The organism is Cryobacterium frigoriphilum (assembly GCF_004403305.1).
GTDB lineage: Bacteria > Actinomycetota > Actinomycetes > Actinomycetales > Microbacteriaceae > Cryobacterium > Cryobacterium frigoriphilum.
The window spans coordinates 29,195-53,339 of the sequence record NZ_SOHE01000056.1; the positions used below are offsets into that span (position 1 = coordinate 29,195).

Annotated in this window: 21 protein-coding genes, 1 tRNA gene and 1 riboswitch; of the genes, 12 read left to right on the top strand and 10 right to left on the bottom strand. The window is 68.3% G+C overall.

The features are described 5' to 3' along the window. The first annotated feature begins 49 nt into the window (after positions 1-49). Positions 50-138: riboswitch (ZMP/ZTP riboswitch) on the top strand. A gap of 22 nt (positions 139-160) precedes the next feature. Beyond that, the gene (gene glyA / locus E3T55_RS13590) at positions 161-1,453 is read left to right on the top strand and encodes a serine hydroxymethyltransferase (RefSeq protein ID WP_241993059.1); all 1,293 of its coding nucleotides are present in this window, start codon (positions 161-163) and stop codon (positions 1,451-1,453) included. Positions 1,454-1,613: 160 nt separating this feature from the next. Then, positions 1,614-2,498 carry a bifunctional methylenetetrahydrofolate dehydrogenase/methenyltetrahydrofolate cyclohydrolase gene (locus E3T55_RS13595; protein ID WP_134520106.1) on the top strand — a complete coding sequence of 295 codons (885 nt, stop codon included), beginning with the start codon at positions 1,614-1,616 and terminating at the stop codon, positions 2,496-2,498. Between the two features lie 271 nt (positions 2,499-2,769). Here the strand turns inward: E3T55_RS13595 and E3T55_RS13600 are convergent, their stop codons facing one another. Further along, entirely contained in the window at positions 2,770-3,306 is a 537-nt protein-coding gene (locus E3T55_RS13600; protein WP_134520107.1) for a gamma carbonic anhydrase family protein, read from the bottom strand. Then, on the bottom strand, positions 3,303-4,223 hold the full coding sequence (locus E3T55_RS13605; protein ID WP_134520108.1) for a LysR family transcriptional regulator: 921 nt from the start codon (positions 4,221-4,223) through the stop codon (positions 3,303-3,305). The genes E3T55_RS13600 and E3T55_RS13605 overlap by 4 nt, the downstream gene beginning before the upstream one ends. Positions 4,224-4,295: 72 nt before the next feature. Here E3T55_RS13605 and E3T55_RS13610 point away from each other — a divergent pair, with 72 nt between their 5' ends. Further along, positions 4,296-5,222 (top strand): DMT family transporter, encoded by a 927-nt coding sequence (locus E3T55_RS13610; RefSeq protein WP_134520109.1) that lies wholly within the window; start codon positions 4,296-4,298, stop codon positions 5,220-5,222. A gap of 159 nt (positions 5,223-5,381) precedes the next feature. Here the strand turns inward: E3T55_RS13610 and galK are convergent, their stop codons facing one another. Continuing rightward, positions 5,382-6,554: a galactokinase gene (gene galK / locus E3T55_RS13615; RefSeq protein WP_134520110.1), complete on the bottom strand. Its 1,173-nt coding sequence runs from the start codon at positions 6,552-6,554 to the stop codon at positions 5,382-5,384. Then, positions 6,551-7,819 (bottom strand): galactose-1-phosphate uridylyltransferase, encoded by a 1,269-nt coding sequence (gene galT, locus E3T55_RS13620; protein ID WP_134520111.1) that lies wholly within the window; start codon positions 7,817-7,819, stop codon positions 6,551-6,553. Before galT ends, galK begins: the two co-directional genes overlap by 4 nt. An 84-nt stretch (positions 7,820-7,903) precedes the next feature. Between galT and E3T55_RS13625 the strand changes: the two genes are divergently transcribed. The 4 genes from E3T55_RS13625 (at position 7,904) to E3T55_RS13640 (ending at position 12,721) form a co-directional block, all read left to right on the top strand. Continuing rightward, positions 7,904-8,764 (top strand): DeoR/GlpR family DNA-binding transcription regulator, encoded by an 861-nt coding sequence (locus E3T55_RS13625; protein WP_134520112.1) that lies wholly within the window; start codon positions 7,904-7,906, stop codon positions 8,762-8,764. Between the two features lie 4 nt (positions 8,765-8,768). Then, a complete protein-coding gene (locus E3T55_RS13630; protein ID WP_134520113.1) occupies positions 8,769-9,761 on the top strand; it encodes an aldose 1-epimerase family protein in 993 nt (330 codons plus the stop codon). A 163-nt stretch (positions 9,762-9,924) separates the two neighbouring features. Continuing rightward, entirely contained in the window at positions 9,925-11,328 is a 1,404-nt protein-coding gene (locus E3T55_RS13635) for a DUF445 domain-containing protein (protein ID WP_241993060.1), read from the top strand. 145 nt (positions 11,329-11,473) lie between these two features. Beyond that, on the top strand, positions 11,474-12,721 hold the full coding sequence (locus E3T55_RS13640) for a GAF domain-containing protein (RefSeq protein WP_134520114.1): 1,248 nt from the start codon (positions 11,474-11,476) through the stop codon (positions 12,719-12,721). Between the two features lie 23 nt (positions 12,722-12,744). On the opposite strand, the gene E3T55_RS13645 is transcribed toward E3T55_RS13640, so the two are convergent. The 5 genes from E3T55_RS13645 to E3T55_RS13665 form a co-directional block, all read right to left on the bottom strand. Beyond that, positions 12,745-16,746: a LamG domain-containing protein gene (locus E3T55_RS13645; RefSeq protein WP_134520115.1), complete on the bottom strand. Its 4,002-nt coding sequence runs from the start codon at positions 16,744-16,746 to the stop codon at positions 12,745-12,747. Then, positions 16,743-17,288 carry a hypothetical protein gene (locus E3T55_RS13650; RefSeq protein ID WP_134520116.1) on the bottom strand — a complete coding sequence of 182 codons (546 nt, stop codon included), beginning with the start codon at positions 17,286-17,288 and terminating at the stop codon, positions 16,743-16,745. Before E3T55_RS13650 ends, E3T55_RS13645 begins: the two co-directional genes overlap by 4 nt. Further along, complete coding sequence (locus E3T55_RS13655) at positions 17,285-17,791, bottom strand: hypothetical protein (protein ID WP_134520117.1); 507 nt, start codon at positions 17,789-17,791, stop codon at positions 17,285-17,287. The genes E3T55_RS13650 and E3T55_RS13655 overlap by 4 nt, the downstream gene beginning before the upstream one ends. A 162-nt stretch (positions 17,792-17,953) precedes the next feature. Continuing rightward, on the bottom strand, positions 17,954-18,460 hold the full coding sequence (locus E3T55_RS13660; protein ID WP_134520118.1) for a hypothetical protein: 507 nt from the start codon (positions 18,458-18,460) through the stop codon (positions 17,954-17,956). Positions 18,461-18,770: 310 nt separating this feature from the next. Next, positions 18,771-19,271 (bottom strand): DapH/DapD/GlmU-related protein, encoded by a 501-nt coding sequence (locus E3T55_RS13665; RefSeq protein WP_166791792.1) that lies wholly within the window; start codon positions 19,269-19,271, stop codon positions 18,771-18,773. Between the two features lie 203 nt (positions 19,272-19,474). On the opposite strand from E3T55_RS13665, the gene E3T55_RS13670 reads away from it, so the two are divergent. Further along, entirely contained in the window at positions 19,475-19,993 is a 519-nt protein-coding gene (locus tag E3T55_RS13670; protein ID WP_134520120.1) for a pyridoxine/pyridoxamine 5'-phosphate oxidase, read from the top strand. A 277-nt stretch (positions 19,994-20,270) separates the two neighbouring features. On the opposite strand, the gene E3T55_RS13675 is transcribed toward E3T55_RS13670, so the two are convergent. Continuing rightward, positions 20,271-20,343: transfer RNA gene (locus E3T55_RS13675), tRNA-Lys, on the bottom strand. 122 nt (positions 20,344-20,465) lie between these two features. Between E3T55_RS13675 and E3T55_RS13680 the strand changes: the two genes are divergently transcribed. From E3T55_RS13680 to E3T55_RS13695, 4 genes are all read left to right on the top strand, one after another. Continuing rightward, positions 20,466-21,095: a DNA-directed RNA polymerase subunit beta gene (locus E3T55_RS13680; protein ID WP_134520121.1), complete on the top strand. Its 630-nt coding sequence runs from the start codon at positions 20,466-20,468 to the stop codon at positions 21,093-21,095. A gap of 367 nt (positions 21,096-21,462) precedes the next feature. Further along, entirely contained in the window at positions 21,463-22,059 is a 597-nt protein-coding gene (locus E3T55_RS13685) for a sigma-70 family RNA polymerase sigma factor (RefSeq protein WP_134520122.1), read from the top strand. Continuing rightward, positions 22,056-23,081, top strand: coding sequence for an anti-sigma factor (locus E3T55_RS13690; protein ID WP_134520123.1), 1,026 nt, complete (start codon positions 22,056-22,058; stop codon positions 23,079-23,081). The genes E3T55_RS13685 and E3T55_RS13690 overlap by 4 nt, the downstream gene beginning before the upstream one ends. Before the next feature lie 105 nt (positions 23,082-23,186). After that, positions 23,187-24,074, top strand: coding sequence for an aminodeoxychorismate lyase (locus tag E3T55_RS13695; protein ID WP_134520124.1), 888 nt, complete (start codon positions 23,187-23,189; stop codon positions 24,072-24,074). Positions 24,075-24,145 lie beyond the last annotated feature (71 nt).

Here is a 24,145-nt window from a genome sequence, read left to right on the forward strand (position 1 = left end):
TCCTAACGGCAGAGCACCCGACGCTATTCCCGGTTGACGGCTGATATGCTGGCCGAGTCGCAACTGGCGTAGCACGAAGATGGGTCACCATTGGGGAGCGACTGACACGGTTAGTGGCCGCACGCCTGGGCCGCAACATCCATTTATTAAGGAGAACTCCGTGCCTGATTCCGCTACCGCTCTGAAATCGACCTTCAACGAACCCCTCGAAGTTGTCGACCCCGAGATCGCCGCCGTTCTGGAGCAGGAGCTCGGACGTCAGCGCGACTACCTCGAAATGATCGCGAGCGAGAACTTCGTTCCGCGCGCCGTGCTGCAGTCGCAGGGCTCCGTGCTCACCAACAAGTACGCCGAGGGATACCCGGGCCGCCGCTATTACGGTGGCTGCGAGTACGTCGACGTTGCGGAGCAGCTCGCCATCGACCGTGCCAAGAGCCTCTTCGGCGCAGCGTACGCAAACGTGCAGCCGCACTCCGGCGCCACCGCGAACGCCGCCGTGCTCTCCGCCATTGCCACGCCCGGTGACACCATCCTCGGCCTGGAACTGGCCCACGGCGGCCACCTCACCCACGGCATGAAGCTCAACTTCTCCGGCAAGCTCTACAACCCGGTCGCCTACGGTGTCGACCCCGAGACCTTCCGCGTCGACATGGATTCCGTACGCGACGCCGCGATCGCCCACAAGCCCAAGGTGATCATCGCCGGCTGGTCGGCGTACCCGCGTCACCTCGACTTCGAGGCCTTCCGCGCGATCGCCGACGAGGTCGGCGCCCTGCTCTGGGTGGACATGGCCCACTTCGCCGGGCTGGTCGCCGCCGGCCTGCACCCCTCGCCCGTGCCCTACGCCGACGTCGTGTCGAGCACCGTGCACAAGACCCTCGCCGGCCCGCGCTCGGGCTTCATCCTCTCGCGCGACATGGCGCTGGCGAAGAAGCTCAACTCGAACGTGTTCCCCGGCCAGCAGGGCGGCCCGCTCATGCACGTGATCGCCGCCAAGGCCACCGCGTTCAAGCTCGCCGCCGAGCCGGAGTTCAAGGAACGCCAGGAGCGCACCCTGCGCGGTGCCAGCATCCTCGCGGCCCGCCTCACCGCCGACGACTCGAAGGCACACGGCATCGACGTGCTCACGGGCGGCACCGACGTGCACCTCGTGCTCGCCGACCTGCGCCACTCCGAGATCAACGGCCAGCAGGCCGAAGATGCCCTGCACGAGGTCGGCATCACCGTCAACCGCAACTCGGTGCCGTTCGACCCGCGCCCGCCGATGGTCACCTCGGGCCTCCGGATCGGCACGCCCGCCCTGGCCACCCGCGGATTCGGCGACGCTGAGTTCACCGAGGTCTCCGACGTCATCGCCGAGGCCCTCAAGCCCGGCGCCGACGTCGCCGCCCTGCGCGCCCGCGTCGGCGTGCTCACCCAGGCCTTCCCGCTCTACACCGGCCTGCAGCAGTAACACACCCTCGCCCCCGTACCATTCGACGGAGTGAGACCTCTCAACATCGGTAAACGGATGTTGTGGGCCGTCTTGCCGGTCAATCTCCGTCGAATGGTACGCGCGAACTCGACGGCCGCGACCCGATCGCCCGCTTCTGAAACACAGTTAGGAACCAGCCATGACGGCCATTACCCTCGACGGTGTCGCCACCGCGACCGCTCTCAAGTCCGAGCTGCGCGACCGCGTTGTCGCGCTGCGCGCCCAGGGCGTCGTGCCAGGGCTTGCCACCCTGCTCGTCGGTGACGACCCGGGATCGCGCCTGTACGTCGCCGGCAAGCACAAGGACTGCGCCGAGGTCGGCATCGAAAGCCTGCGCATCGACCTGCCCGGCTCCGCGACGAGCGCCGACGTGCGTGCGGCGATCAAGGACCTCAACTCGAGCCGCGAGGTCACCGGCTACATCATCCAGCTGCCGCTTCCGGTGGGCCACAACGAGAACGCGATGCTCGAGCTGATCGACCCGGCCAAAGACGCCGACGGCCTGCACCCGACCAACCTCGGTCGTCTGGTACTCGGCATCGAGGGCAATCTGCGGTCGCCGCTGCCCTGCACCCCGGCCGGAATCGTCGAGCTGCTGCGCCGCTACTCGGTGCCGATCGTCGGCCAGAAGGTTGTCGTCGTCGGACGCGGGCTCACCGTTGGCCGCCCGCTCGGGCTGCTGTTCACGCGCAAGGGCCTCGACGCGACGGTCACCCTGACCCACTCCCGCACCGTGGATCTGGCCGGCGAGGTGCGCCGCGCCGACATCGTTGTGGCCGCCGTCGGCGTGCCGCACCTGATCGAGGCCGACTGGGTCAAGCCCGGCGCGGCCGTGCTCGACGTGGGCATCACCCGGGTTGCCGGCGTCGACGGCGGCAAGAGCCGACTGCTCGGCGATGTGCACCCCGACGTCGCATCCGTCGCCGGCTACCTGTCGCCGAACCCGCGCGGCGTCGGCCCGATGACCCGCGCGATGCTCGTGAGCAACGTGGTCAAGGCCGCCGAGCAGTCCCTCACCGCGTAAGCCGAATCCGGCTCGCCGCGGCCGGGCAGCCGGCGGCGTCGGCCAACTGGCCCGGCCGGGCGGCCCGCAGGGCGACCTGGCCGGCGCCGTGGCGAATTCAGGAAATCGGCCAGTGCTGCCGGCCGCGACCGCGCAACTCCGGGGTCCGGGCCCCGCGCGGCCGACGATCTCCTGAATTAGCCACGGGCCGCGTTAGCCACGAGCCACAGTGATCACCGGATGCCACGGGGCCGAGCCGGTCCGCGGCATCCGTCGGCACATGCCCGGCAGATCAGGCCAGGGCGGCCTCGTGAGCGGCCTTGTGCCCGAGGTAATTGTCGGCGTTGTGACGGATGCCGGCGATCTCGTCGTCGCTCAGCTCGCGTCGTACCTTGGCCGGCACCCCGGCCACGAGGGATCCGGGCGGCACGATCGTGCCCTCGAGCACGACCGCTCCGGCCGCGACGAGTGAGCCGGTGCCGATGACGGCGCCGTTCATGATCGTCGACGCCATGCCGACGAGCACGTTGTCTTCGATGGTGCAGCCGTGCAGTACCGCGCCGTGGCCGACGGAGACGCCCTCGCCGAGGGTCAGCGGGTAGCCGTGGTCGACGTGGCACGACACGTTGTCCTGCAGGTTGGAGCGGGCACCAATCGTGATGGCCTCGCTTTCGGCGCGCAGCACGGTGTTGTACCAGACGCTGGCCTGGTCGTGCAGAATCACGTGTCCCACGATCACGGCGCCGGGCGCCACGAAGGCGGAGTCGGCCACGCTCGGCGCGGGCAGGTCGGGGAGTGAAATGAGGCGGGCTGCGGAGTCAACGGTCATGGCGTCAGCCTACTGGGCAGCCTGCTGGCTTCGGCCACGGCCACGAGTTCGGCGAGCACCCGCCGCACCGAGGCCCGCGCGAGAGCCTCCGGCCGACTCAGTACATCGATCTGGCGTGCGACCCTCAGCTCACGGAACGGCACGAGCACCACGCCCGATCCCTGCCGCGGCGCCATCGTGTACCGCGGCAGCAGGGCGATCGCCGCCCCGGTCGCGACGACGGATGCCGCCACAAAGAACTCATTGATGTGGTGCGCAACGCGAAGTGGCTGGCCGGCCGCCGCCGCGACGACGTTGACGGCCTCCGCGAGCGGATACCCCGGGTGCCCGGTGACCCACGCCTCGCCCCGCACGTCGTCGACGGAGAGGCTCGCCTGCGCCGCGAGCCGGTGCCCGACCGGCAGGGCAACGTCCAGCGGCTCACGCAGCAGCGGGGTCACGCTGACGGTCGCCGGCCACGTCTGCTCGTGCGGCACCCGGTGCGCGATCACGAGGTCGTAGTCGGCGACGAGCGCCGAGAAGTGCTCGCGCGCCACGTCTTCGTCCCCGCATTCGACCGTGGGCCCGCCGAGCTGTCCGAGGCGGGCGATGAGCGGCCCGAACCAGGCGAGGCCGGCGCTGTGAAAGGCGCTGAGCGTCACCGGCAGGCCCGAATCACTGTGAAACCGCGCTACCGCTTCGTCGGCCCGCGCGATGGCCGTCGAGACCTCCGCCGCGGCCGCGGCGAGGGCCACTCCGGCCGGGGTCAGCGCGAGTCGGCGCCCGCGTTTCTCGGTCAGGGCGACGCCCGCGTGGCGTTCCAGCGCGCTGAGCTGCTGAGACACGGCCGAGGAAGACACGTGCAGCGCCCGGGCGACGGCCGCCACGCTTCCACGGTCGCCGAGTTCGCGCAGCACGGCCAGTTGGCGAATTTGCATAAGTTCAGGCTAAAGCATCCGTTCACAAAGTGGCATCTAGACTTAATAGATGCCGCCCGCCACGCTTGCCCCATGACGACGATCTCGACCCTGACCCGCCCGCGCCCGCCAGTTCTTGGGCGCTATCGAGTCGACCTCGTGCTGCTGCTCGTTGCCGTGGTCTGGGGCGGCAGCTATCTCAGCGCGAAGGTGCTGACCGACCAGGCGAGTGTCACTGCCGTGCTCGCGCTGCGCTTCTTGGTCGCGGCCCTCGCCCTCGTCATCGTCTGGATGGTGCGGCGTGAACGGATGCCCTCCCGTCGCGCCCTCGGGGTCGGCGTGCTGCTCGGGGTGACGCAGTCGAGCATCCTCTGGCTGGAGACGCAGGGAGTGGCATTCACCTCGGCCACGAATGCGGGCCTCATCATCAGCCTCACGATCATCCTCACGCCGGTGCTCGAGTCGGTTGCGGCGCGCCGTTGGCTGCCGCGCCCCTTTTTCGTGGCCGCGGTGCTCGCGGTCGTCGGGGTGGCCCTGCTCGTGTCGGGTAACGGCTTTCAGGCGCCGAACGTCGGTGACGTGCTGATTCTCGCCGCCGCGCTCGTGCGAGCACTGCACGTCACGATGATGGGCCACCTCACCCGCGGTCGTCCGGACAGCACGATCACCCTCACGCTGCCGCAGGCGTTCGTGGGTGCCGTCGTGTTCACCGCGTTCGACCTGCCGGGGCTCGTGGCGGCCGTCACGACGTTCGACCTCGCGGCCTGGCTCGGGGTGCTCTACCTTGGTCTGGCCTGCAGCGTCTTCGCGTTTCTGGCCCAGATGTGGGCGATTCGGCGCACCTCGGCGGCCCGGGCGAGCCTGCTCATGGGCACCGAGCCGATCTGGGCGGTGCTCGTGGGCGTGTCGCTGGGCAGTGAGACCCTCGGCGTGCTCGGCGCCGTCGGCGCGGCGCTCATCATCGTCGGCACGTTCTGGGGCCAGCGCATCGAGGCCACTCACCGCCTGCGGGCCCGTTAGTGCGGCCGGCCGGCCGGCCGCGACGGATGCCCGGGCGCAGGTTCGGTACGCGGGCGCAGATTGTAACGTGCGCCCGGGCGACCCGGGCGACCCGGGCGACCCGGGCGACCCGGGCCGCGCGGGAGAGCCCCATGCGCGCCACCCTGATGGTGCCCCGCGTCAGGCCTCGCGCGCGGCCCCGCCTGCCGCGCGCACCACGAAGGTGTCGGGCGTGGCGTAGCCGTCGAGAGCAAATGCCGCCTGCACGGCAACAGCTACCGCCGGAATCAGGTCACGCGGCACGAGCGCGATGGCCGAACCGCCGAAGCCACCCCCGGTCATGCGTGCCCCGATGGCGCCGGCGCCGCGCGCGGTCGTGACCGCGAGGTCGAGCTGCGGCACCGAAATCTCAAAGTCATCACGCATCGACAGATGGGACGCGTCGAGCAGGGGGCCGATCGTGCCTGGACCGAGCACGCGCAGGGCGCGCACGGTGTCGAGGACACGCTGATTCTCGGTCACGATGTGGCGCACCCGACGAAACGTCTCGTCGTCGAGCACATCGGCGGCGCGCGGAAGGTCGTCGACGTGCACCTCGCGCAGGCTCGGCACTCCCAGCAGCCGGGCACCGGTCTCACATGACGTGCGCCGCGCCGCGTAACCGCCGGTCGCGTGGTCGTGGCTGACCTTGGTGTCGATGATCAGCAGTTCGAGACCCGCCGGATCGAAGCCGAGCTCAATCACCTCGGCTTCGAGGCTGCGGCAGTCCAGAAACACGGCGGAGTCGGCCTGCCCGAGCAGCGATGCTGACTGGTCCATGATTCCGGTGGGTGCGCCTACCGCCCGGTTCTCGGCGAGTTGGCCGACCTTGGCCAGGGTTGCCCGGTCGAGGCCGAGGCCCCACACATCGTTGAGCGCGAGCGCCACGGCGCTTTCGATCGCCGCCGAGGACGACAGGCCGGCCCCGATCGGCACATCGGAGTCGATGTAGGCTTCGAAGCCGGGCATGGCCGTGAGGTCGGCGCCGAATTGGCCGAGGGCCCATGCCACGCCGAGCGGATACGCGGACCAACCGGCGAAGTTCTCGGGAAACAGTTCGTCGAGCGACATCTCGACCGCCTCGCCGCCGAACGAGCTCGCCACGCGCACCGTGCGGTCGGTGCGGGTGGAGAGGGCCACGACCGTGCGGCGGTCGATGGCGAACGGCAGCACGAAGCCACCGTTGTAGTCGGTGTGCTCACCGATCAGGTTGACCCGCCCGGGCGCCGACCAGATTCCGGCGGGAGCATGGTTGAATCGGCTTTCGAAGCCGGCCTGCACGGCACTGAGGGCGGCCTGGTGCAGCGGGCTCATCGGCGGGTCTCGGCATCGAGCTCATCGCCCGCGTCGGAGTCGGAGTCTGTGCCGGTGCCGGTGCCGGTGCCGGTGCCGGTGCCTGTGTAGACGGCCGGGCCCGCGGCATCCGCTGCCTGTGCACGGTCGATCGCCGCGCGAATCGCGGTCGCCGCCTGCTCGGGCGCCACGTCCCCGATCCAGGCGCCCATGGCCGCCTCCGATCCGGCGAGGTACTTCAGCTTGTCGGCCGAGCGTTGCGGGCTCGTCACCTGCAGCATCAGACGGATGTCCGCCCGCCCCACCCGCACCGGCGCCTGGTGCCAGGCGGCAATATAGGGAGTGGGTTCTGGGTAGAGCGCATCGATGCCGCGCAGCAGTCGCCGGTAGAGCACCGCGAGTTCGTCGCGTTCGGCGAGCGTCGTGGCGGCGAGGTCGGGCAACTGACGGTTCGGCAGCATGTGCACCTCCACCGGCCAGCGCGCCGCGAACGGCACGAACGCGGTCCAGTGTTCCCCGCGCAGCACGACCCGCGGCCCGGCGAGTTCAGTGGCCAGAATGTCGGCGAACAGGGTGGGGCCGTAGGCCTCGATGGAGGCCAGCACGCGCTGGGTGCGCGGTGTGACGTAGGGGTAGGCGTAGATCTGGCCGTGCGGATGCCGCAGGGTCACTCCGATTGCCTCTCCTCTGTTCTCAAACGGGAACACCTGCTCGATGCCGAGCATGCCCGACAGGGCATGCGTTCGTTCGGCCCAGGCCTCAATCACCGTGCGGGCGCGCACCACGGTCTGGGTGGCGAAAGAGCCCTCATTTTCAGGGCTGAAGCAGACGACCTCGCAGCGGCCCACGCTCGTTCGGGTTCGTTCCAAGCCGATTTCGCTGAGTTCGGCGAGGTTGGCCGGCGCGTTCTCGTCGTTCAACAGTGGCCCAAACGACGGCGTCTTATTCTCAAAGACGGCTACGTCGTAGTTGCTCGGAATCTCGGAGGGGTTCGCGGCCGTGGCCGGCGCGAGCGGGTCAAGGTTCGCCGGCGGCAGAAACACACGGTTCTGCCGGGCTTCGGCAATGGAGACCCAGTCCCCGGTCAGCACGTCCTGGCGCATCCGGGCGGTTGCCGGGCGTGGCCCGAGATCGCGCCGGTCGGGTTCGCGGTGTGGCGCGAGACTCGTGTCAGGGTCGTCGAAGTAGAAGAGGTCGCGGCCGTCCGCGAGACTGTGGGTCTGACGAGCGATGCCCGCCTCGGCGACAAAGGCGGGCGCGACGGGTGCGGCAGTGGTTTCGGTCATGGCCCTCTCACCGTAGCGGATTTGCGTTCACGAAACCACAACTTTCGTATTGAGAAATAAAGCCAACTAAGCGAAACTAGGTGAATGGTTGTCCCCGTCACACCACCCGTAGCGTTGCCGGCCGCGCTGCGTCGTGAGCAAATTCACCAACTCGTCGCCGAGCGCGGCTTCGTGCGCGTCAGCGAGGTGCGCGACGCCTTCAGCGTCTCGAGCGTCACCGTGCGTGCCGACCTCGACGCGCTGGTCGCCGCCGGGGCACTGCGCCGCGTGCACGGCGGCGCCGTTCCCGTGCCCGACCGGGAGCACAGCCCCCTGCGCGGTGCCGTCGTGACCCCGCGGCAACGCGAGTTCTCGTTCGAGGAGTCGCTCGCGGCATCCGTCGTGCCCAAGCAACAGATCGGAACCCTGTCCGCCGGTCTGGTCGAGAGCGGGCAGAGCGTGATCCTCGATGTGGGTACGACGACCCTCGCGATCGCCCGGGCACTGATCGCCCGAGCCGAACTGCACGACGTGGTCATCATCACCAACGGGCTCAGTATCGCCCTCGAGCTCGAAGCGGCAATACCCCGGTTCACCGTCATCGTCTCCGGTGGGTCGCTGCGCCCGCTGCAACACTCCCTCGTAGAGCCGCTCGCCGCGGCCGTCTTCGCCCAGGTGCACGCCGACCTCGCCTTCATCGGCTGCAACGGCGTCGACGTGGAGCGCGGCGTGACCAACATCAACCTGCCGGAGGCCGGCGTGAAGACCCTCATGCTCGAAGCCGCCGAACGGGTTGTCGTGGTCGCCGACGGCTCCAAGCTGGGGCGGGTGCACCTCGGGAGGGTCGGCCCGCTCGCCGCCTTCGACACCCTCGTCACGGATGCCGCGGCCGATCCGCTCGCGCTCGTCGCGTTGCGAGATGCCGGCCTCACCGTGCTGCAGCCCGCCGAGGCACCCCTAGGCTGATCCCATGCCAGCAGCCACCGGAATGCAGTACGAACTGACCGCGACAACCCCCGCCGGGGCCGCGCGCGCCACGATTACCGAGGTCGCCGCCGGCCTCCGCGCGTATTCCGTGGGCGGAATAGACCTCGTGGAAACATTCCCGGTCGCCGTTCAACCCCCGATGGCCGCCGGAATCGTGCTCGTTCCGTGGCCCAACCGCATTCGCGACGGCGCCTGGACCCAGAACGGTGTGGCCCGCCAGCTCTCGCTCACCGAACCCGTGCGCCACAACGCAATCCACGGCCTGCTGCGATTCACGCCGTACCACGAACTCGATTTCACCGGCAGCTCGGTCACCCTCGGCGCGACCGTCTTTCCGCAGTCGGGCTACCCGTTCCACCTGGAAACGGCCGTCACCTATGCGCTCGGCCCGACCGGCCTCACCGTCACCCACATCCTGCGTAACGCCGGCGAGACGGATGCCCCGGTCGCCATCGGCAGCCACCCGTACCTCAAGATCGGTGACGTGCCCACCGGGGATCTCGTGCTGCGGGTCGCCGCGGCGACGCACATCGATGTCGACGAGCGGCTGAATCCGATCGGGCAGAGCCCGGTGGACGGAACGCCGCACGACCTGCGCGCGGGGGTTCGGGTCGACACCCTCACTCTCGACGACGGTTTCGCCGATGTCGACGTGCTGGATGCCCCGGAGGGGCTGCGCGGCGAGCACTCGCTGACCGCGCCCGACGGCCGCAGCGTCACCCTGTGGGGTGACGAGAACATGCGCTTCGTGCAGGTGTACACGCCGCGAAACTTCCCCGTGCACTCCACGAGTGGCACTGGCGCGAGCGCCGGCGCGGGCACAGCTGCGGAGCCGGTGCGCGGGCAGGCCGTGGCGATCGAGCCGATGACGGCCCCCGCCGACGCCTTCAACTCGGGCGCTGGCCTGCACTGGCTGAAGCCGGGGGAGTCCTGGACCGTGCGCTGGGGCATCCGTCCCGCCGGCTTCACCGCCTGAGCCGCCCCGCCACCGGGGCGCAGGTTAGATTCGCGGGCGCAGGTTCTAACCTGCGCCCGCGAATCTAACCTGCGCCCGGGAGCGCATGGGCCCACGAGCGCATGGTTCGGCGACGGATGCCCCGCCGCGGCCCCCGTCGCGGGGTCAGGCTAAACTCGTGCGCGTGCTCACCTCCGACGCTTCGGGCTCGCCCGCTTCTCGCCCGACGGGCTCGACCGCCCCGAGACATGCGGCGCCCCCGCGACCCGAACTGCCCGAGGCACCCGAACTGCCCGAGCGACCCGAACTCCCCGCGACAGCCACCCCGTCTGCGCTGACCCCGGGCGACGCCGCCCGCCGAACCGCGCTCATCCGCATGAAGCGCCTGGCTCTCGCCCTGCTCGGTCTGTCAGCCCTCATCTTCACCGTGTCGTTCGCCCTGCAGGAGCAGTATCCGTGGCTGCAGTACGTGCGCGCCGCGGCCGAGGGCGCCATGGTCGGCGCCATCGCCGACTGGTTTGCGGTCACCGCACTGTTTCGCTACCCGCTCGGCCTGCGCATTCCGCACACCAACATCATCGCCAGCCGCAAGAATGAGATCGGTGCGAGCCTGGGTGAATTCGTCGAGACCAACTTTCTCAGCGAGAGCGTCGTGCGCGGCAAGCTCGAATCGGTCGGTATCTCGAGACGGCTTGGTGCCTGGCTCGAAACCCCGAGCAACGCCGAACGACTCAGTGACGAGCTCGCCGTCGCCGGTCAGGGCGTGCTCTCGCTGCTCGGCGACGAGAACATCCAGAACTTGATCGAATCGCTCGCCCGCGAACACCTCGTCAGGCCCGAGTGGGGCCCGAGCCTTGGCCGGGTCGGCGAACGGCTCGTCGACTCCGGGCAACAGCACGCGGCCGTCGACCTGCTGCTCGACAAGGCCGATGGCTGGCTGCGCGAACACCCGGAGGCCTTTGGTCGGGCCGTGTCCCGGCGACTGCCGAGCTGGGTACCGGGCTTCGTCGACAAGCTCGTCGACGACAAGGCCTACCGCGAGGTGCTGGGATTCGTGGCGAGTGCCCGGGCCGAGCCGCAACATCCGGTGCGCGAAGCGATCGACCGCTACCTGCAGGAGCTCATGCATGACCTGCAGCACGAGCAGGCCATGATTGCCCGGGTCGAGTCACTGAAGCTGGAGTTGCTCGACAGTGCCCGGCTGCGGGAGTTCGCGGGGGAGACCTGGGAATCGGTGAAGGCCTCGCTCGGTGAGGCGCTCGCCGACCCTGCGAGCCCGCTGCGTGCCGGCATCCGCTCGACGATCGTGGACGTCGGCGGCCGACTTGCCGCCGACCCGGTGCTCGGCGCCCGCGTCGATCGATGGCTTGCGGATTCCGCCAGCCACCTCGTGCAGACCTACCGGCACGAGATCGCCGGCGTGATCACCGAGACGGTCGAACGCTGGGATGCCGCCGAAACCGCCGCCAAGATCGAGCTGCAGGTGGGACGCGACCTGCAGTTCATCCGCATCAACGGCACCGTCGTCGGCGCCCTCGCCGGCCTCACCATTTTCACGGTCGCGCACCTCGTCGCCGCCCTGCTCTGACCGCGTCGGCAGCCGCCCGGCACCGAAATCGCACCGAAATCGCACCGAATCCGCACCGAATCCATGTTCTGCGCTACCCGTTCCCCCCGAATAGGGGGAAACTGAACCAACGGGCAGCACCGAGGCCCCGGTCAAGGGGCAACAGATGCAGCACTACACCCGCGAAATCGTTCGCGCGATGCTTGTCCCGGTGATGCGCGCCTACTCCGTCGTCGTCGACCGCAACTTTCGCTCCGTGCCCCGGCCGGTCGATGCGCCGCAGGTGCACTCCGCCGGCATCGACAGCGACCGCATCCTGCTGCTGGGCTGCGGTCCGGCGCTCGGCTGGGGCGTCACGAGCCACGACCTTGGCCTGGCCGGCGCGCTCGCTCGCAACCTCACCGCCCGCACCGGGCGCGGGGTCGACGTCGACGTCGTCGCGGGTGAGCGGATGTCCGCCCTCGACGCCCTCGCGGCCGTGCGGCCCCGCAAACTCTCCCGCTTCGATGCGGTCGTCGTGACGCTCGGCATCAACGACGCCCTCGCGCTCACGTCGGGGCGAGACTGGACCGCCCAGCTGCGCACCCTGCTGGAGCATCTCGAGCGGGTCTCGTCGCAGAGCACCACCGTCTTCGTGCTCGGCATCCATTCGATTCGAGGGGTGCCCTCTCTCGACACGGTGCTCGGTGGAATCGCCGACCGCCACGCCGGGTACCTGAACGCGCTGAGCGCAGAGCTCTGCGCCACGATTGCGCGCACCCAGTTTTTGCCATTCTCGCCCCTCGCCACGGTGTCAGTCGATCGCCACCGCACCACGCAGGACTACCGTGACTGGGCGGTTCCGATCGCCCAGCGCCTCGCGCCGGCCCTGAGCGCGGGGCGGGTCGACATCAGCGACGCGGCGGCGGCATCCGTCGCTCTCGCGCAGAGCGATGCGGCAGCCGCGGAGGCCGCTCGCCAGCGGGCCGTTGACGGGCTCGGCATTCTCGACACCGGCGCCGAGCCGCGTTTCGACCGCATCGTCGAACTGGCACAGCGGATGTTTCACACCCGCAGCGCGGCGATCACCGTGATCGACCACGACAGGCAATGGCACAAGGCCCGCGTCAGCATGGAGGCGCAGGAGTTGCCGCGCAGCGCGTCGTTCTGCGCGGTCACGATCGAGGGGCGCGGGCCGATGATTGTCGCCGACACCCACGCCGACGAGCGTTTTCGCGAGAACCCGCTCGTGCTCGGCGACCCGCGCATCCGCTTCTATGCCGGCTTTCCGATCGAGTCGCCCTCGGGCGAACGCATCGGAGCGCTGTGCGTCTTCGACCCCGAGCCCCGACCCGCGACCGACGTCGACCGCGCCCTGCTGCGCGAGCTCGCGCTGCTCGTTCAGCGCGAACTGCGCTCCCCCCGCGCCGCGTAGCTCAGATGCCGCACCGCGCCAGGCTATCTGGTTGCGTTGAACTGGGCGAGAACCTCCGCTGAGGTCAGCGCGCGGTCCAGGAACTGGGCGTCGTCCATGGACCCAGTGACGTAGTCGACGCTGGCGCCGTTCCAGCGGGCTCGACCGACGGCTGAGTTTCCCGTTGCGGTCCACACGCTGGGAGCCGTAGCAAAGCCTTGAGACACCCCGTTGACGTACAGGGTGAGTGTGTTGGCGGTCTTGTTGTACACCCCGGCCAGGTGGTACCAGGTGCCAGCGACGGCATCCGTCGGGCGTGTCACGGTGACGGGGGTGGACGCCGTCGAATCCGAGGAACGCAGCGTCAACTGAAAGTTGCCATCGAGCATCTGCAGATAGAAGGGACTGATGGCGCCGCCGTCGACGCTCAGATAGGTCTGGTATCCGGTGTTCGAGGCCGGTTTGACCCACGCGGACACCGTGTAGCTCTGGCTGGTATCGATGACCGCCCGCGGAATGTCAACGTAACCGGTTCCGTTGAAGCTGAGTGCCGGGTTGCCGGTGGCCCTGGTCGTCCAGGTCGTGCCGCCCCGAAGCGTGCCCGTATTTCCATTGCCGCTCGTGTCGCCGAGGGAGGTTCCTGATGCCTCGGCGAATCGCAGGTAAGCACCCCGATGAGCGACGGCGACGTTGGTGTTTGTGGCGTACGTACCGGCATTGCCGACGAGATCGTCGACGCGATACTGGTACCGATAGCAGTTCCCGGCGATCAGGGTCGAGTCGACATAGCTGGGACTCGGATTCGTCGCGACCAGGGTGGCTGCCGCGTAGGTGCCGCACACACTTCCCGTCAGGGGGGCCATGGTGCGATAAAGATACGCGGCCCCGAGGCCGGATTGGCCGTCCAGGCCCTTGACGGTCGTCACGGTCACGGAACGATTGGCCGTGTCGCCGTTGGTATAGCTGACCGAACCGGCCGTGGGGCCGGTCGTATCGGCCTCCAGCGCGAAGCCTGCAGAAGCGGATGCCGCGGCCGCGTTGTTCACGGCCGCCACAGCGGCGCTCGTGCCGGTCGCGCCGGTCGTCCAGGCGTACGTGTTGACGCCGAGAACGCCCGCCGCAGACGACCACCCTGACGCGGCGGGCAGGGCGAACGTGTAGCCGGCCAGGCCGGAGGCCGCATCCGTCGCCGCCGCCGTGACCATGAACGACCCGGCCGTCGCGGCCGACCGATAATACATCGTCGAACCGTTCCAGTACGAGTCGGAGACCGCTGCCGGGGTCAGCGTCGGTGTCGACGGCGGCGTGAGGTCAACCTTGATGTCGGGGCTGAGATAGTCGGCCGAGTTGCCGAGCGTGTCAACGACCGTGTACCGATACCGGTAGCAACTCTGGTCGGTCACCGTATCGCTGACGGGGGACGGCGCCGGGTCGAGGGCGATGGTGGTGAAGGTACTGCCGTAGGCGCCGCAGACGTTGTTGCTCAGGGAAGCGGATGTCCGCGCCAGGGTGGCGCCGCTCGTCGCGAGCCCGCTCGCATCCGTTCCGGGCGCGAACGCGATGCTCAGGGCGGTGGACGCCGCGTAGCGTGTCGACGCGACGAAACCGGCCGTCGTCGCGTCGACCGAGCCGCCGGTCGGCCCGACGGAGTCGATGACCGGTCCGGTGCCGAGCGAGTAATGGGTGGAGACATCGGCAGCGCCGAGCACCGACGCCGAGATCGCGACTTCGTCGAGCGTTCCGGCAAAGTAGTTGGCCCCCGTTTGCAACCGACCGAATGTAACCGAGGCCGCAGCCGTCAGGGCCGCCGTCGTTCCCGCGCCGGAGGCTGCCTGAACCCCGTCGACGTAGAGCGTGCGGGTACCGGCACCGCTAGCCGCGCGCGTGAATACAACGTGATGCCACGTTCCGTCGTTCAATCCGGCGGCAGAACGGATCGTTGTGGTGCCCGTTCCCGCGAGCACCTGCCCGTTGGCGCAGAGGGAGACGCCGAAATCCTGGGTCGAGGTGGTGCTCACGAAAGCATCGACGAGGCCGGCCCCCTGCCACCAACCCGAAGCACACGTCGCGGTCGACCCCTGATTCTGCGTGGACCTGAACCAGAACTCGATCGAGAAGGCGGCGGAAACCTGCCGGGCGATGCTCACATAGTCGTTGACCCCGTCGAACTGCGCGGCCGTGTTGCTGTCATTCGCAATCGCGCCGGCGACGCCGAGCGCCACGTCGTTGGTGTACGTTCCGTGGTTCGTGCCCTTGCTGTCGGCGGCGGCCGGTGTCGTTGCCGACAGAACCTGAAAGTTGTCCAGGTGCGCGCCGGTGGAATTCGTGGCGGTCGTGACGGTGTCATATCCCAGGTCAAAGCCGCCGCGCCCCGCCGCCGTGATCGAACCTTCGTTGGTTGAAAGTATCTGCGTGCCGTTGACGTACACCGTGAGCAGGCTGCCGCTCATATTGAGGGCAATCCGGTACGTCTGCCCGGCGGTGAGGTTGGCCGCAACAGTGGCCATCTGGGTGATGCCGCTGTTGCTCGTGACCTTGACCAGCTGCCACGTTCCGGCGGCCGTTCCGGTGCCCTGATAGTAGACGGCCGCGTAATAACTCGTTGTCGAGAGATCGACCCGCCCGACGACGCCGATGGCATCGTGCGGCACCTTCGACGCAATGTAGATATCGGCCTCGACCCGGTAATCCGCACTGCTCGGAAGGCCCGAGCTGGTGTACATGGCACGCGCGGTCGCTGCGCCGCTCTTACGAATGCGTCCGGCGTCGGTGAAAACGGCATCCGTCGTCGATTCGACGGTGTTCTTGGTCCACTTCGCTCCGACTTCACCGTCGTGTGTGGTCAGCAGGCTTCCTGCCGTGCCGGAGAACGTGTCCGACGATGTCGCCGACGAGCTCTCGCCCAGCCGCCACTGACCCAGGCTCGCCGTGGCCACGACCGCGGCGTAGCTGATGACGGTGATTGTCGAGCTCAGCGCCGTGACCGTGTTGCCCACATTGTCGGTCAGCACGTACTGGTATTGGTAGCAGCCGCTCGACACGCTGCTGTCGGTGTAGCTGGTCACCGGGGCCGCGGTACCGATGTTCACGGCGGTCCCGTAGCTGCCGCACAGCCCCGCACTCGTCAGCGGCGCGGCAAAGCGTTGCAGCTGCTGCGTCGTGATGCCGGAGCCGCCATCCGCTGCGCTGTTCGTGATGACGACCGACCGGGTCGACTGGCTCGTACCGTAGACCGGCGCTCCACCCGTAGGCGCGGTCGAATCGTTCACGAGCGTCAGTGTGGTGGCCGTGGAGTTGCCGGCCAGATCGAGGCCCGTCACGGTTTCGGTGGGCGAAGCGGTCGTGCCCGCCGTCCAGGTGAAGGCCCCGGAGACATAGGGGCCGTACGTCGGCGCCGAGACCGTCGTTGCCGTGTGCGTCCAGCCGTTGCCGCTCAGGGCCGTCGTCGTGCTTGACGCCGCACGGCTTCCGAAGTCAGCGACCGCATTGGTGAGTGAGAATGAACCGGCGGCGCTGCCGCGGTAGTAGATCGTGCCGGCGGCCTTGTACGCGCTGGCGGCGCCCGCGGTCACTGCGATTGCGTTGACGGGGGCGATGCCGTCAGCCACCACGACGGCGCTCTTGGGACTTTCGGCGCCGACCCAATTCGTGCCGATGCGTGGCGTGACCGTGTAGGTCCACGAGCCATCCGTCACGGCGGCTTCCGTGCAGGTCAGCACCGGCCCGAGGCTCGAGCAGCCTGAACCGACGGTCGCTTCGGTGAAGGGCGACGTCGCCTGGTATCGCGTGATCGTGTACGCGGTCACCGGAGCGCCGCTCGCCAGGGTGCTGGCGGCCCAGGACACGGTGATCGCCTGCTTGTTCGCGCCGACGGTCGGCGCGTTTCCGGCACCGACGCTCGTGGCAGCGGATGCTCCGAAGCCACCATCCACGGAACCGGCCGTGACGTACGACCACGCGACCCCGCTGGCGAGCAGCAAGATCAGGGGGAGTGCACCGATCCGAAGCAGCAGGGTTCGGCGGCGGGACTGCCGGTGGGCGCTCATGAGTCGGCCTTCAGAAACACGATTACCTCAGCGCCCTGACAGGCGTTGCTGGCGGATGCCGCCATGTTCAGCCCCGGCACCGTGATCGGCAGCGTGCCGCTGCCGTTCGTCGTCGCCGCGGGCACGGTCCAGCCGGTGGTCTGTCGGGTGAAGGTGAACGACGCGCTCGCGCATCCCGCCGCGGCGTGGGCGCTGTCGATGCCGAAGCCGTCGGTGCCCTGACTGGACTGCAGCGCGAGGGATCCGATGTAAATCGGCGACAGGTTGGCGTTGGTCGCCGTGACGACCACCAGCGCCGCTCCGCCCGGGTAGAGCGTGGCCGTCATGGCTTCCCCGCGCGACAGCGTCAGCGGCACCGTGGTCGCGGCCCGCCCGTTTCCGGTGCCGCCGCCCGACCCGGCCCAGTACGAATAGGCCACCGGCCCGGCCGTCAACGACAGCGCAACGAGCGCTGCGGTCAACAGGATGCGCGCGGGCGCGCCCGTGAACATCCGTCGCCTGCGCCCGGAGCCGTGTTCAACGGCCAGCCGCCGTCCGGTCACGGCTGCGCCCCCATGGCCTCGTATTGCAAGGTCACCGTGGCGCCCTTGCAGCCGTCCTGGTTGACGTTGGGGTTGAGCATCGCGAGCTGCGGAAGGAATTCCCATGGAATGCCGAGCGTCAGAAGCGTCGCGGTGGTCTGCGGGGGAACGGTCAGCGCGAGGCTCTGCGCGACCTGCACGGCCGCGAAATCGGCCAGGCTGCAGCCACGCTGAGGGGTCGCATTGGGCGCATCGACCTCGATCAGCGTGACGGCCAGCGTGTCCACCGACACCGCAAAGTCGTGCGGATTGGTCAGCTCGAGGTTCAAGGTCTGCGTGAAACCGGGCGACAGCGGCTCGCTCGTCGTGCCCGCGACGCCCAACAGAGACTGATCGTGGGGTAGCCCGTGCAGCGGATCGCCCGCATACAGCGGCATGTCGGACGACAGCAGCACCACGGTACTCACGGCCAACAGCGCGAGAGCGCCGTAGGTCACCGGGTGTGACTGCGCTGCGAGGATCATGGAGCCCTGTCGGGTTGGGAACGGTAGTGCCGTCATGGTGCGTTCGGGGTGGCGGCGCTCTTGGTTTGTTCACAGCGGATGCCCCGCTGCGCCGCGCCTTAACGCCGGGTGCGGATGGGGCGAGGCCGACCGGCCTGGCCCCATCCGCGTGCCGGGTCTGAGTTAGGTGGTCGGCATTCCGACGGCACTGTACGTGACGATGAAAGTCGCGTCCTTGCAATAGTTCTGGTTTACGGCTGGCAGATTGATCAAGGTGATTGTTGCTCCGGAGAATGCGCCACCAGTTGCGCCGGCAGCCAGGACTCCTCCCGCGGCAGGTTCCATCTCGGTGGTTGTCACCGTGAAGTCATCCAAGTCGCACGCGGTAGTGGTAGACGTCGTCACGCCATTCACACTTGTGAGTGCGGCGGTGACGTGGTCGACCGTTATTTCGCTCGTGCCCGGGTTCGTAATTGTCCCGCTGAGGGTGAGGGGCACGCCGGGCAGGATACGGGCAGCAGTGACGCTGGCGTCTTGAGCGACCGTGACCGAGGTCGAGGTCCCAGCGGTAACCGTTCCGGTGCCGGAGCCGTCTGAGGTCCAGTACGCGAACGCGGCACCGGCTCCTCCGAGAACGACGGTGGCGACGAGGGCGATCGCAATCGCCTTTTTTGACATCTTCTTACGCATGATGAAACTCCAGTATTTCTAGGATTCGGAAAAGTTGACGAGCGCCGTGAAGTGGCATCTTTTCGACCCCCCACTGTCCAGCGATTGTGAAGTTACGCGGCGGAAATGTCCCGTTGTAGCCCCACAATGGGGCATTCGGTCAATAGGACACGGAGCTGTCTGTCCCGCGGCCAAACTGGGGGTGCCGAAAGGCCCTGAAACGTACTGTCTACCCCACTCTGGAAGCCCGCGTCGGGCACGCAAAAGCGGGGCCGACATCGTCGGCCCCGCTCGTCTTCCACTCCGTGTCAGAGCTGCTGGATCGCTGCCCTCACGCGGCGCGGGTGTAGCGGCTGCGCGCCCGCTTGGCGGGGGTGGCATCCGTTGCCGCCCCGTTCGGCGCCGGGTGGGGCGCAACACGATGCGTGACGGCATTCACGCGGGCGGCCGGGGGCGGGCCGATGACGGTGGCGTCGGGGATGACGGTGTCACGCTCGAGCCGTACCCCGCCCGCGATGCGCGCGTCGGCGCCGATGCGCGCGTGGCTGCCGACCCAGACGCTCGAGCCGAGGCGGGAATCCGGCCCGATGTGCACGTTCTGTCCCACGAAGACGCGCTCGCCCAGAATGACGCCCTGGTCAATCCAGCTGCCGGCCCCGATCCAGGTTTCGGCGCCGACGTCGGCGCCGGCCTCCACGTACGCGTTCTCGGACACAAACGCCGACGGATGCACCGTCGCCTTCGCCGAGACCCACCCGTTTCCGTTGGCATGACTGCGATATTTCTCCACCACACCGGTGTCCCGCTCAACCTCTTCGTTCTTGCGTCGCACTGCGACCTCTTCCTGCCGCAATCGTGCGGCTCTACGGCGTTCAACGCGAGGCTAGTGGTTTCCATTCCGCAGGTGAATCCCCGGCGGACGGTTCTCAGTGAGCTTGCAGGCATCCGTCGGTGCGGCATGGTCACCCGCGGTGAGCAGGGTGGCTCCAATCGCGGGCTGAGCCGCCTCCCGGCGGGCCGGGCTAGGCTCGCGGCGTGACCGACTCCCTTCGACGCCAGCTGCGCGCCCTGCCCGATTTTCCCGACAACCTGCCCCTCTTCGATCCGGCCACGGCTCCCGCCGACCCGATCGCCCTGTTTCTTGACTGGCTCGGCCAGGCGCTCGCCGCGGGTCTTCCCGCGCCTCACGCGTTCAGCCTCGCGACGGCGACGCCCGAGGGCGCGGTGAGCTCGCGCATGCTGATTCTCAAAGACATCGAGGCCGGCGCGTTCTGCTTCGCGTCGACCCGCAGCTCCCGCAAAGGGGGCGAACTCGCGGGCAACCCCCAGGCGGCACTCAATTTCTACTGGCCCGCCGTCGGTCGCCAGATTCGGGTCGTCGGCACTGTCTCGCTGCGCAGCGCCGACGCATCCGCCGCCGACTGGAACGACCGCCCCGGCGCCGACGGCTCAGCGAACCCCGCGTGGCAGCTGTACGCCCTGCACCCCACCGAGGTCGAATTCTGGCAGGCCAGCGCCGATCGCCACCACATTCGGCACCGCTACGCCCTCTAGCCACCGAGCTGAGCCGCGCCCCCGCGCGCGCCCCCGCGCGCGCTCCCCCCGCGCGCCGTTCGCCCCCCGCTGGTTGAGCGCGAGCTTGCGAGCGTCGAAACCCGGTGGGCTAATGTCCAGACCCGCGCGTCGCGTCTGAAGGTCGTCCTGCGTGGTCAACCAGCGCACTCTGCGCCCAGGCTCAACCAGCAGTGAAAAATACTGCCCATTAACAACGGATGCGCACCGGAGAACGTCATCCGGTGCGCTACCCGCCGCGCGCAAAGCGCGGTTAAGGTGGGCCCCGTCGGGCTCGAACCGACGACCCAAGGATTAAAAGTCCTTTGCTCTACCAACTGAGCTAGAGGCCCGCGTCTACCAACTTACCTTGCATTCACTCCTCTTCTTTCCGCAGGGCAGAGGTGGCCTCCCAAAAACACGCGGTATTCTCGGTCGCAGCACCCGAAATGCTCGACGCGAACAGGAGAACGCCATGGCCGACAACTTTCACAAGCCCACCCAGTTCTCCGGCAGCCGGTTCGAGTCGTTCAAGGGCGGCGAAGACCCGGCACACATCAGCCGCATCGCCCACGAGACCGCGCAGGCCTTGCTCGCCCGGGTGCGCAGCGACCCGAACCCGGAGACCGTCGAGCGCCTCGTTGCCTACACCGACGAGAACGGTATCGACGCCGTCGCCGAACTCTGGAGCCGCGCCACGCCCCGCAGCCTGCCCGGTGCGCTGTGGCGCATTTACCTGATCAGGCTTCTGATCCGCCAGGATCCCGAGACCACGGCCTACATGTACCAGCGGGGCACGGATGTCGCCGTCACCATCGATCCGCTCGTCGCCGGCGCCGCGGTGCCCACCGGACCCGCCGAGATCATCGCCCTCGCCGACGAGATTCTGCGCGGAGTCTTCACCGGAGACTTCGCCGTCGCCCTCGACCGGGCCGCCGCCTACTGCCGGGTCACGGCGAGCGGATGCACGAGCGTCGCCGATGACCTCGACCTCACCGAACCCGTGCGTTCCTCCGAACTGACGACCCGGGCGCTGCGCTTCTCGACGACCGCGCAGGAGTTCACGGCCTGCGCCCGCCTCTGGCGCAGCGAGTCACTCGAATAGCGCCAGACCTTCCCGGGAAAGCGGATGAATCGTCGGTTAGCCGCGCTCGAACCGACGAGTCACCCGCTCTCGCGAGAACGTGGGACACCGCGACACACGGATGATGCACGGCTGCGCCGAGGGCGAACATCCGTCTGCATCCGCCCACGTCGAATACACTGGTAACTGGTCGGGCCGCAGTAACCCCGGGCTCCAATATTCGCCGTCTCGAACGGCCTCACGCCGAGAGGCGTTCTGCGGTCCGGCCTTCACTGTGCACCCGTGCTGATTCCGGGCCGCGCACGCGAGTGCAACAAAACATGAGACAAAACCAAACCGTTCTGCACTCGGTACCGAACCCTATGCATGGAACGGTACAAGACCTGACATGCTTGATCTCATGACAGCTGAATCCAACTTCGACGCCACGTCGACGGCTCCTCCCACCAAGGAAGAGCTGCTGAGCCGTGTGGCGCAGGGCGACCAAGCTGCTTTCGGAGAACTGTATGACCAGGTTGCCCCGCGTGTTCTGGGCCTGGTCAAGCGACTTCTGATTGATCATGCTCAGTCGGAAGAAGTGACCCAGGAGATTTTTCTGGAGATCTGGCAGACCGCGACCCGTTACGAAGCGGGGCGTGGCGGGGCATCCACTTGGATCATGACCATGGCACACCGGCGAGCGGTCGATCGCATTCGGTCCTCACAGGCCGGGCGTGACCGCGACACCAAAATTGGCATCCGCGACCTCGCGGTTGCTTACGATCACGTAGCAGAAACCGTCGAAGTACGGATCGAACACGAAAGGGTGGAGAAGGCAATGTCCCGATTGACTCAGCTGCAACGCCAGGCGGTCAGCCTCGCGTATTACGGCGGCTACAGTCACAGCGAGGTTGCCGACATGCTCCACATTCCGCTCGGTACCGTGAAAACCCGACTGCGTGACGGCTTAATCCGCCTCCGCGACGAATTGGGCGTCACTTCATGAGCAAACAGATCCCCACCGGCCACCCCGAGGAACTCGGCGGTGCCTATGCGCTGAACGCACTGTCCCAAGACGACATCGCGCTCTATGAGCAGTACCTTGACCAGTCCGAACAAGCGAGAATTGAGGCAGAGGAATTGAGCGACACCGCAGTGGCCCTCGGCCTCGCCACGATTCCCGTGCAGCCGAGCGCCGGCCTCAAGGCCAGCCTCATGGACCTGATCAAGACGACCCCGCAGCTCGCCCCGCTTAGCGCGACGGCCGCGACGGCTGAGTCCGCTCAGTCAGCTCCCGACCAGCCGACGGATGCCGCCGACCCCGTCACGTCGCTGACCCTTGTTCCCGGCGACATGCCGATTTCCCGGCGTCAGGCTCGCACTGAGTCCGAGGCCCGAACGGCCACGCCCGCCATCGGCTCGATTGACACAAACACCGACGAAAGCACCGACGAAAACACCGACGCAAGCACCGACGCTGGCCTGCTCACGGAATCGCCGGCATCCGCCAGCGTGAGCGAGAACCCGGCCCCGCCGCGCTCTGGCGCCGAAGCCCGTGCCCAGGCGCGCTGGTTTCAGCGTCCGGCCCGCTTGCTCGTCGCCGCATCGGCCGCGGTGGCACTCTTCATCGGCGGCACCGTGATCGGCGGAGCCCTGAACGACAACCAGTTCGGGGATCAGCAGGCCGCGAGCCTCGCGCAGATCAATGCCGCCCCCGACTCGCAGCGGGCGTCAACGACGACCGGCGACGGCCAGGAAGCGACCCTGGTCTGGTCGAACACTCTCGGTATCTCTGCCGTGCTCGTCGACGGCCTGCCGGCGTTGCCGGCCGATCAGGACTACCAGCTCTGGTACATCAACGCCGAGGGTCCGCTGCCGGCCGGAACCTTCGATTCCACCGGCGAGGGAACGGTCTGGCGAGTGCTCGACGGCACCATGCACGCCGGAGACTCCGTCGGCATGACCGTGGAACCCAATGGCGGCTCCGATGCCCCGACGAGCGACCCGATCGTGGCCTTCCAAAGCTAGAACTCCCTCAGAACCGGTTCAGTCGCGGACAAACCACCCTCGGTGCACCGGCGAGGGTGGTTTTTTCGTTTCTCGGCGCTGCCCATACCGCCGTAGGCTCGAGGCATGAGGCTCCCCTTCACCCTGCTGATCGACCCCGTGCCCGCCGACGACACGCGCACCGACTTTCACGCCACCTTCCACGAGATGGACTCGGCTGCTCCCGCCCTGCGCGTGGGTGAACTCAGCACCCAGCGCGGTGACGGCGTCTTCGAGACCCTCAGCATGGTCAACGGGCACCCACAGGAGATGGAGGCCCACATCAGCCGCCTCAGCAACTCCGCCGCCATCTGCGACCTGCCGGCGCCCAACGCCGCGCAGTGGCGCTCAGCGATCAACTACGCCGTCTCCCGGGTGCCGCACACCGGCCAGGTCGCCCTCAAGTTCGTGCTCAGCCGCGGGGTCGAGCATGGGCCCGCCCCGACCGCGTGGCTGCACGCCTCGGTCGCCGCCGACTTCTCGGCGGTACGCGAGAACGGCGTGCGGGTCGTGACCCTCGACCGCGGCTACCCGCGCGGGGTCGCCGAACGCGCGCCGTGGCTGTTGATGGGCGCGAAGACGCTGAGCTATGCGATCAATATGGCCGCCCTGCGCGAGGCGCACCGACGCGGCGCCGACGACACGATCTTCACCACGACCGACGGTTTCGTCATGGAGGGCCCGACCTCCAACGTGATCCTGCTCAGCGGCGGTGAGTTCGTCACCCCCGCGCCGAGCGGCGCGATTCTGCACGGCACCACCCAGCAGGCCCTCTTCGAGCACCTCGAAGCCGAGGGCGACCGGGTCGTCTACCGGGACGTGAGTCTCAGCGAGCTGCAGGCAGCGGATGCCGCCTGGCTCGTCTCGAGCGTGCGTCTCGCCGTTGCCGTCACGGCCCTCGACGATGCCGCGATGCCCGTCGACCATGCCCGCACCCGCGCGTTCAACGACTACCTGCTCGCCCGCACCCGCTAACGGCGCGTGGCGAAAGCAGGACGCACCGGCGAAAAAGCGCCAAATCGTCCTGCGTACGCCGACACACGCGC

Bases quoted from the DNA above. Each gene is read 5' to 3' on its own strand.
- E3T55_RS13690 (WP_134520123.1), top strand. From the start codon at position 22,056: ATGAGCAAACAGATCCCCACCGGCCACCCCGAGGAACTCGGCGGTGCC.
- E3T55_RS13695 (WP_134520124.1), top strand. From the start codon at position 23,187: ATGAGGCTCCCCTTCACCCTGCTGATCGACCCCGTGCCCGCCGACGAC.
- galT (WP_134520111.1), bottom strand. From the start codon at position 7,819: ATGACCGAAACCACTGCCGCACCCGTCGCGCCCGCCTTTGTCGCCGAG.
- E3T55_RS13610 (WP_134520109.1), top strand. From the start codon at position 4,296: ATGACGACGATCTCGACCCTGACCCGCCCGCGCCCGCCAGTTCTTGGG.
- E3T55_RS13630 (WP_134520113.1), top strand. From the start codon at position 8,769: ATGCCAGCAGCCACCGGAATGCAGTACGAACTGACCGCGACAACCCCC.
- E3T55_RS13640 (WP_134520114.1), top strand. From the start codon at position 11,474: ATGCAGCACTACACCCGCGAAATCGTTCGCGCGATGCTTGTCCCGGTG.
- E3T55_RS13605 (WP_134520108.1), bottom strand. From the start codon at position 4,223: ATGCAAATTCGCCAACTGGCCGTGCTGCGCGAACTCGGCGACCGTGGA.
- E3T55_RS13655 (WP_134520117.1), bottom strand. From the start codon at position 17,791: ATGATCCTCGCAGCGCAGTCACACCCGGTGACCTACGGCGCTCTCGCG.
- galK (WP_134520110.1), bottom strand. From the start codon at position 6,554: ATGAGCCCGCTGCACCAGGCCGCCCTCAGTGCCGTGCAGGCCGGCTTC.
- E3T55_RS13625 (WP_134520112.1), top strand. From the start codon at position 7,904: ATGGTTGTCCCCGTCACACCACCCGTAGCGTTGCCGGCCGCGCTGCGT.
- E3T55_RS13660 (WP_134520118.1), bottom strand. From the start codon at position 18,460: ATGCGTAAGAAGATGTCAAAAAAGGCGATTGCGATCGCCCTCGTCGCC.
- E3T55_RS13595 (WP_134520106.1), top strand. From the start codon at position 1,614: ATGACGGCCATTACCCTCGACGGTGTCGCCACCGCGACCGCTCTCAAG.
- E3T55_RS13645 (WP_134520115.1), bottom strand. From the start codon at position 16,746: ATGAGCGCCCACCGGCAGTCCCGCCGCCGAACCCTGCTGCTTCGGATC.
- E3T55_RS13600 (WP_134520107.1), bottom strand. From the start codon at position 3,306: ATGACCGTTGACTCCGCAGCCCGCCTCATTTCACTCCCCGACCTGCCC.
- E3T55_RS13685 (WP_134520122.1), top strand. From the start codon at position 21,463: ATGCTTGATCTCATGACAGCTGAATCCAACTTCGACGCCACGTCGACG.
- E3T55_RS13680 (WP_134520121.1), top strand. From the start codon at position 20,466: ATGGCCGACAACTTTCACAAGCCCACCCAGTTCTCCGGCAGCCGGTTC.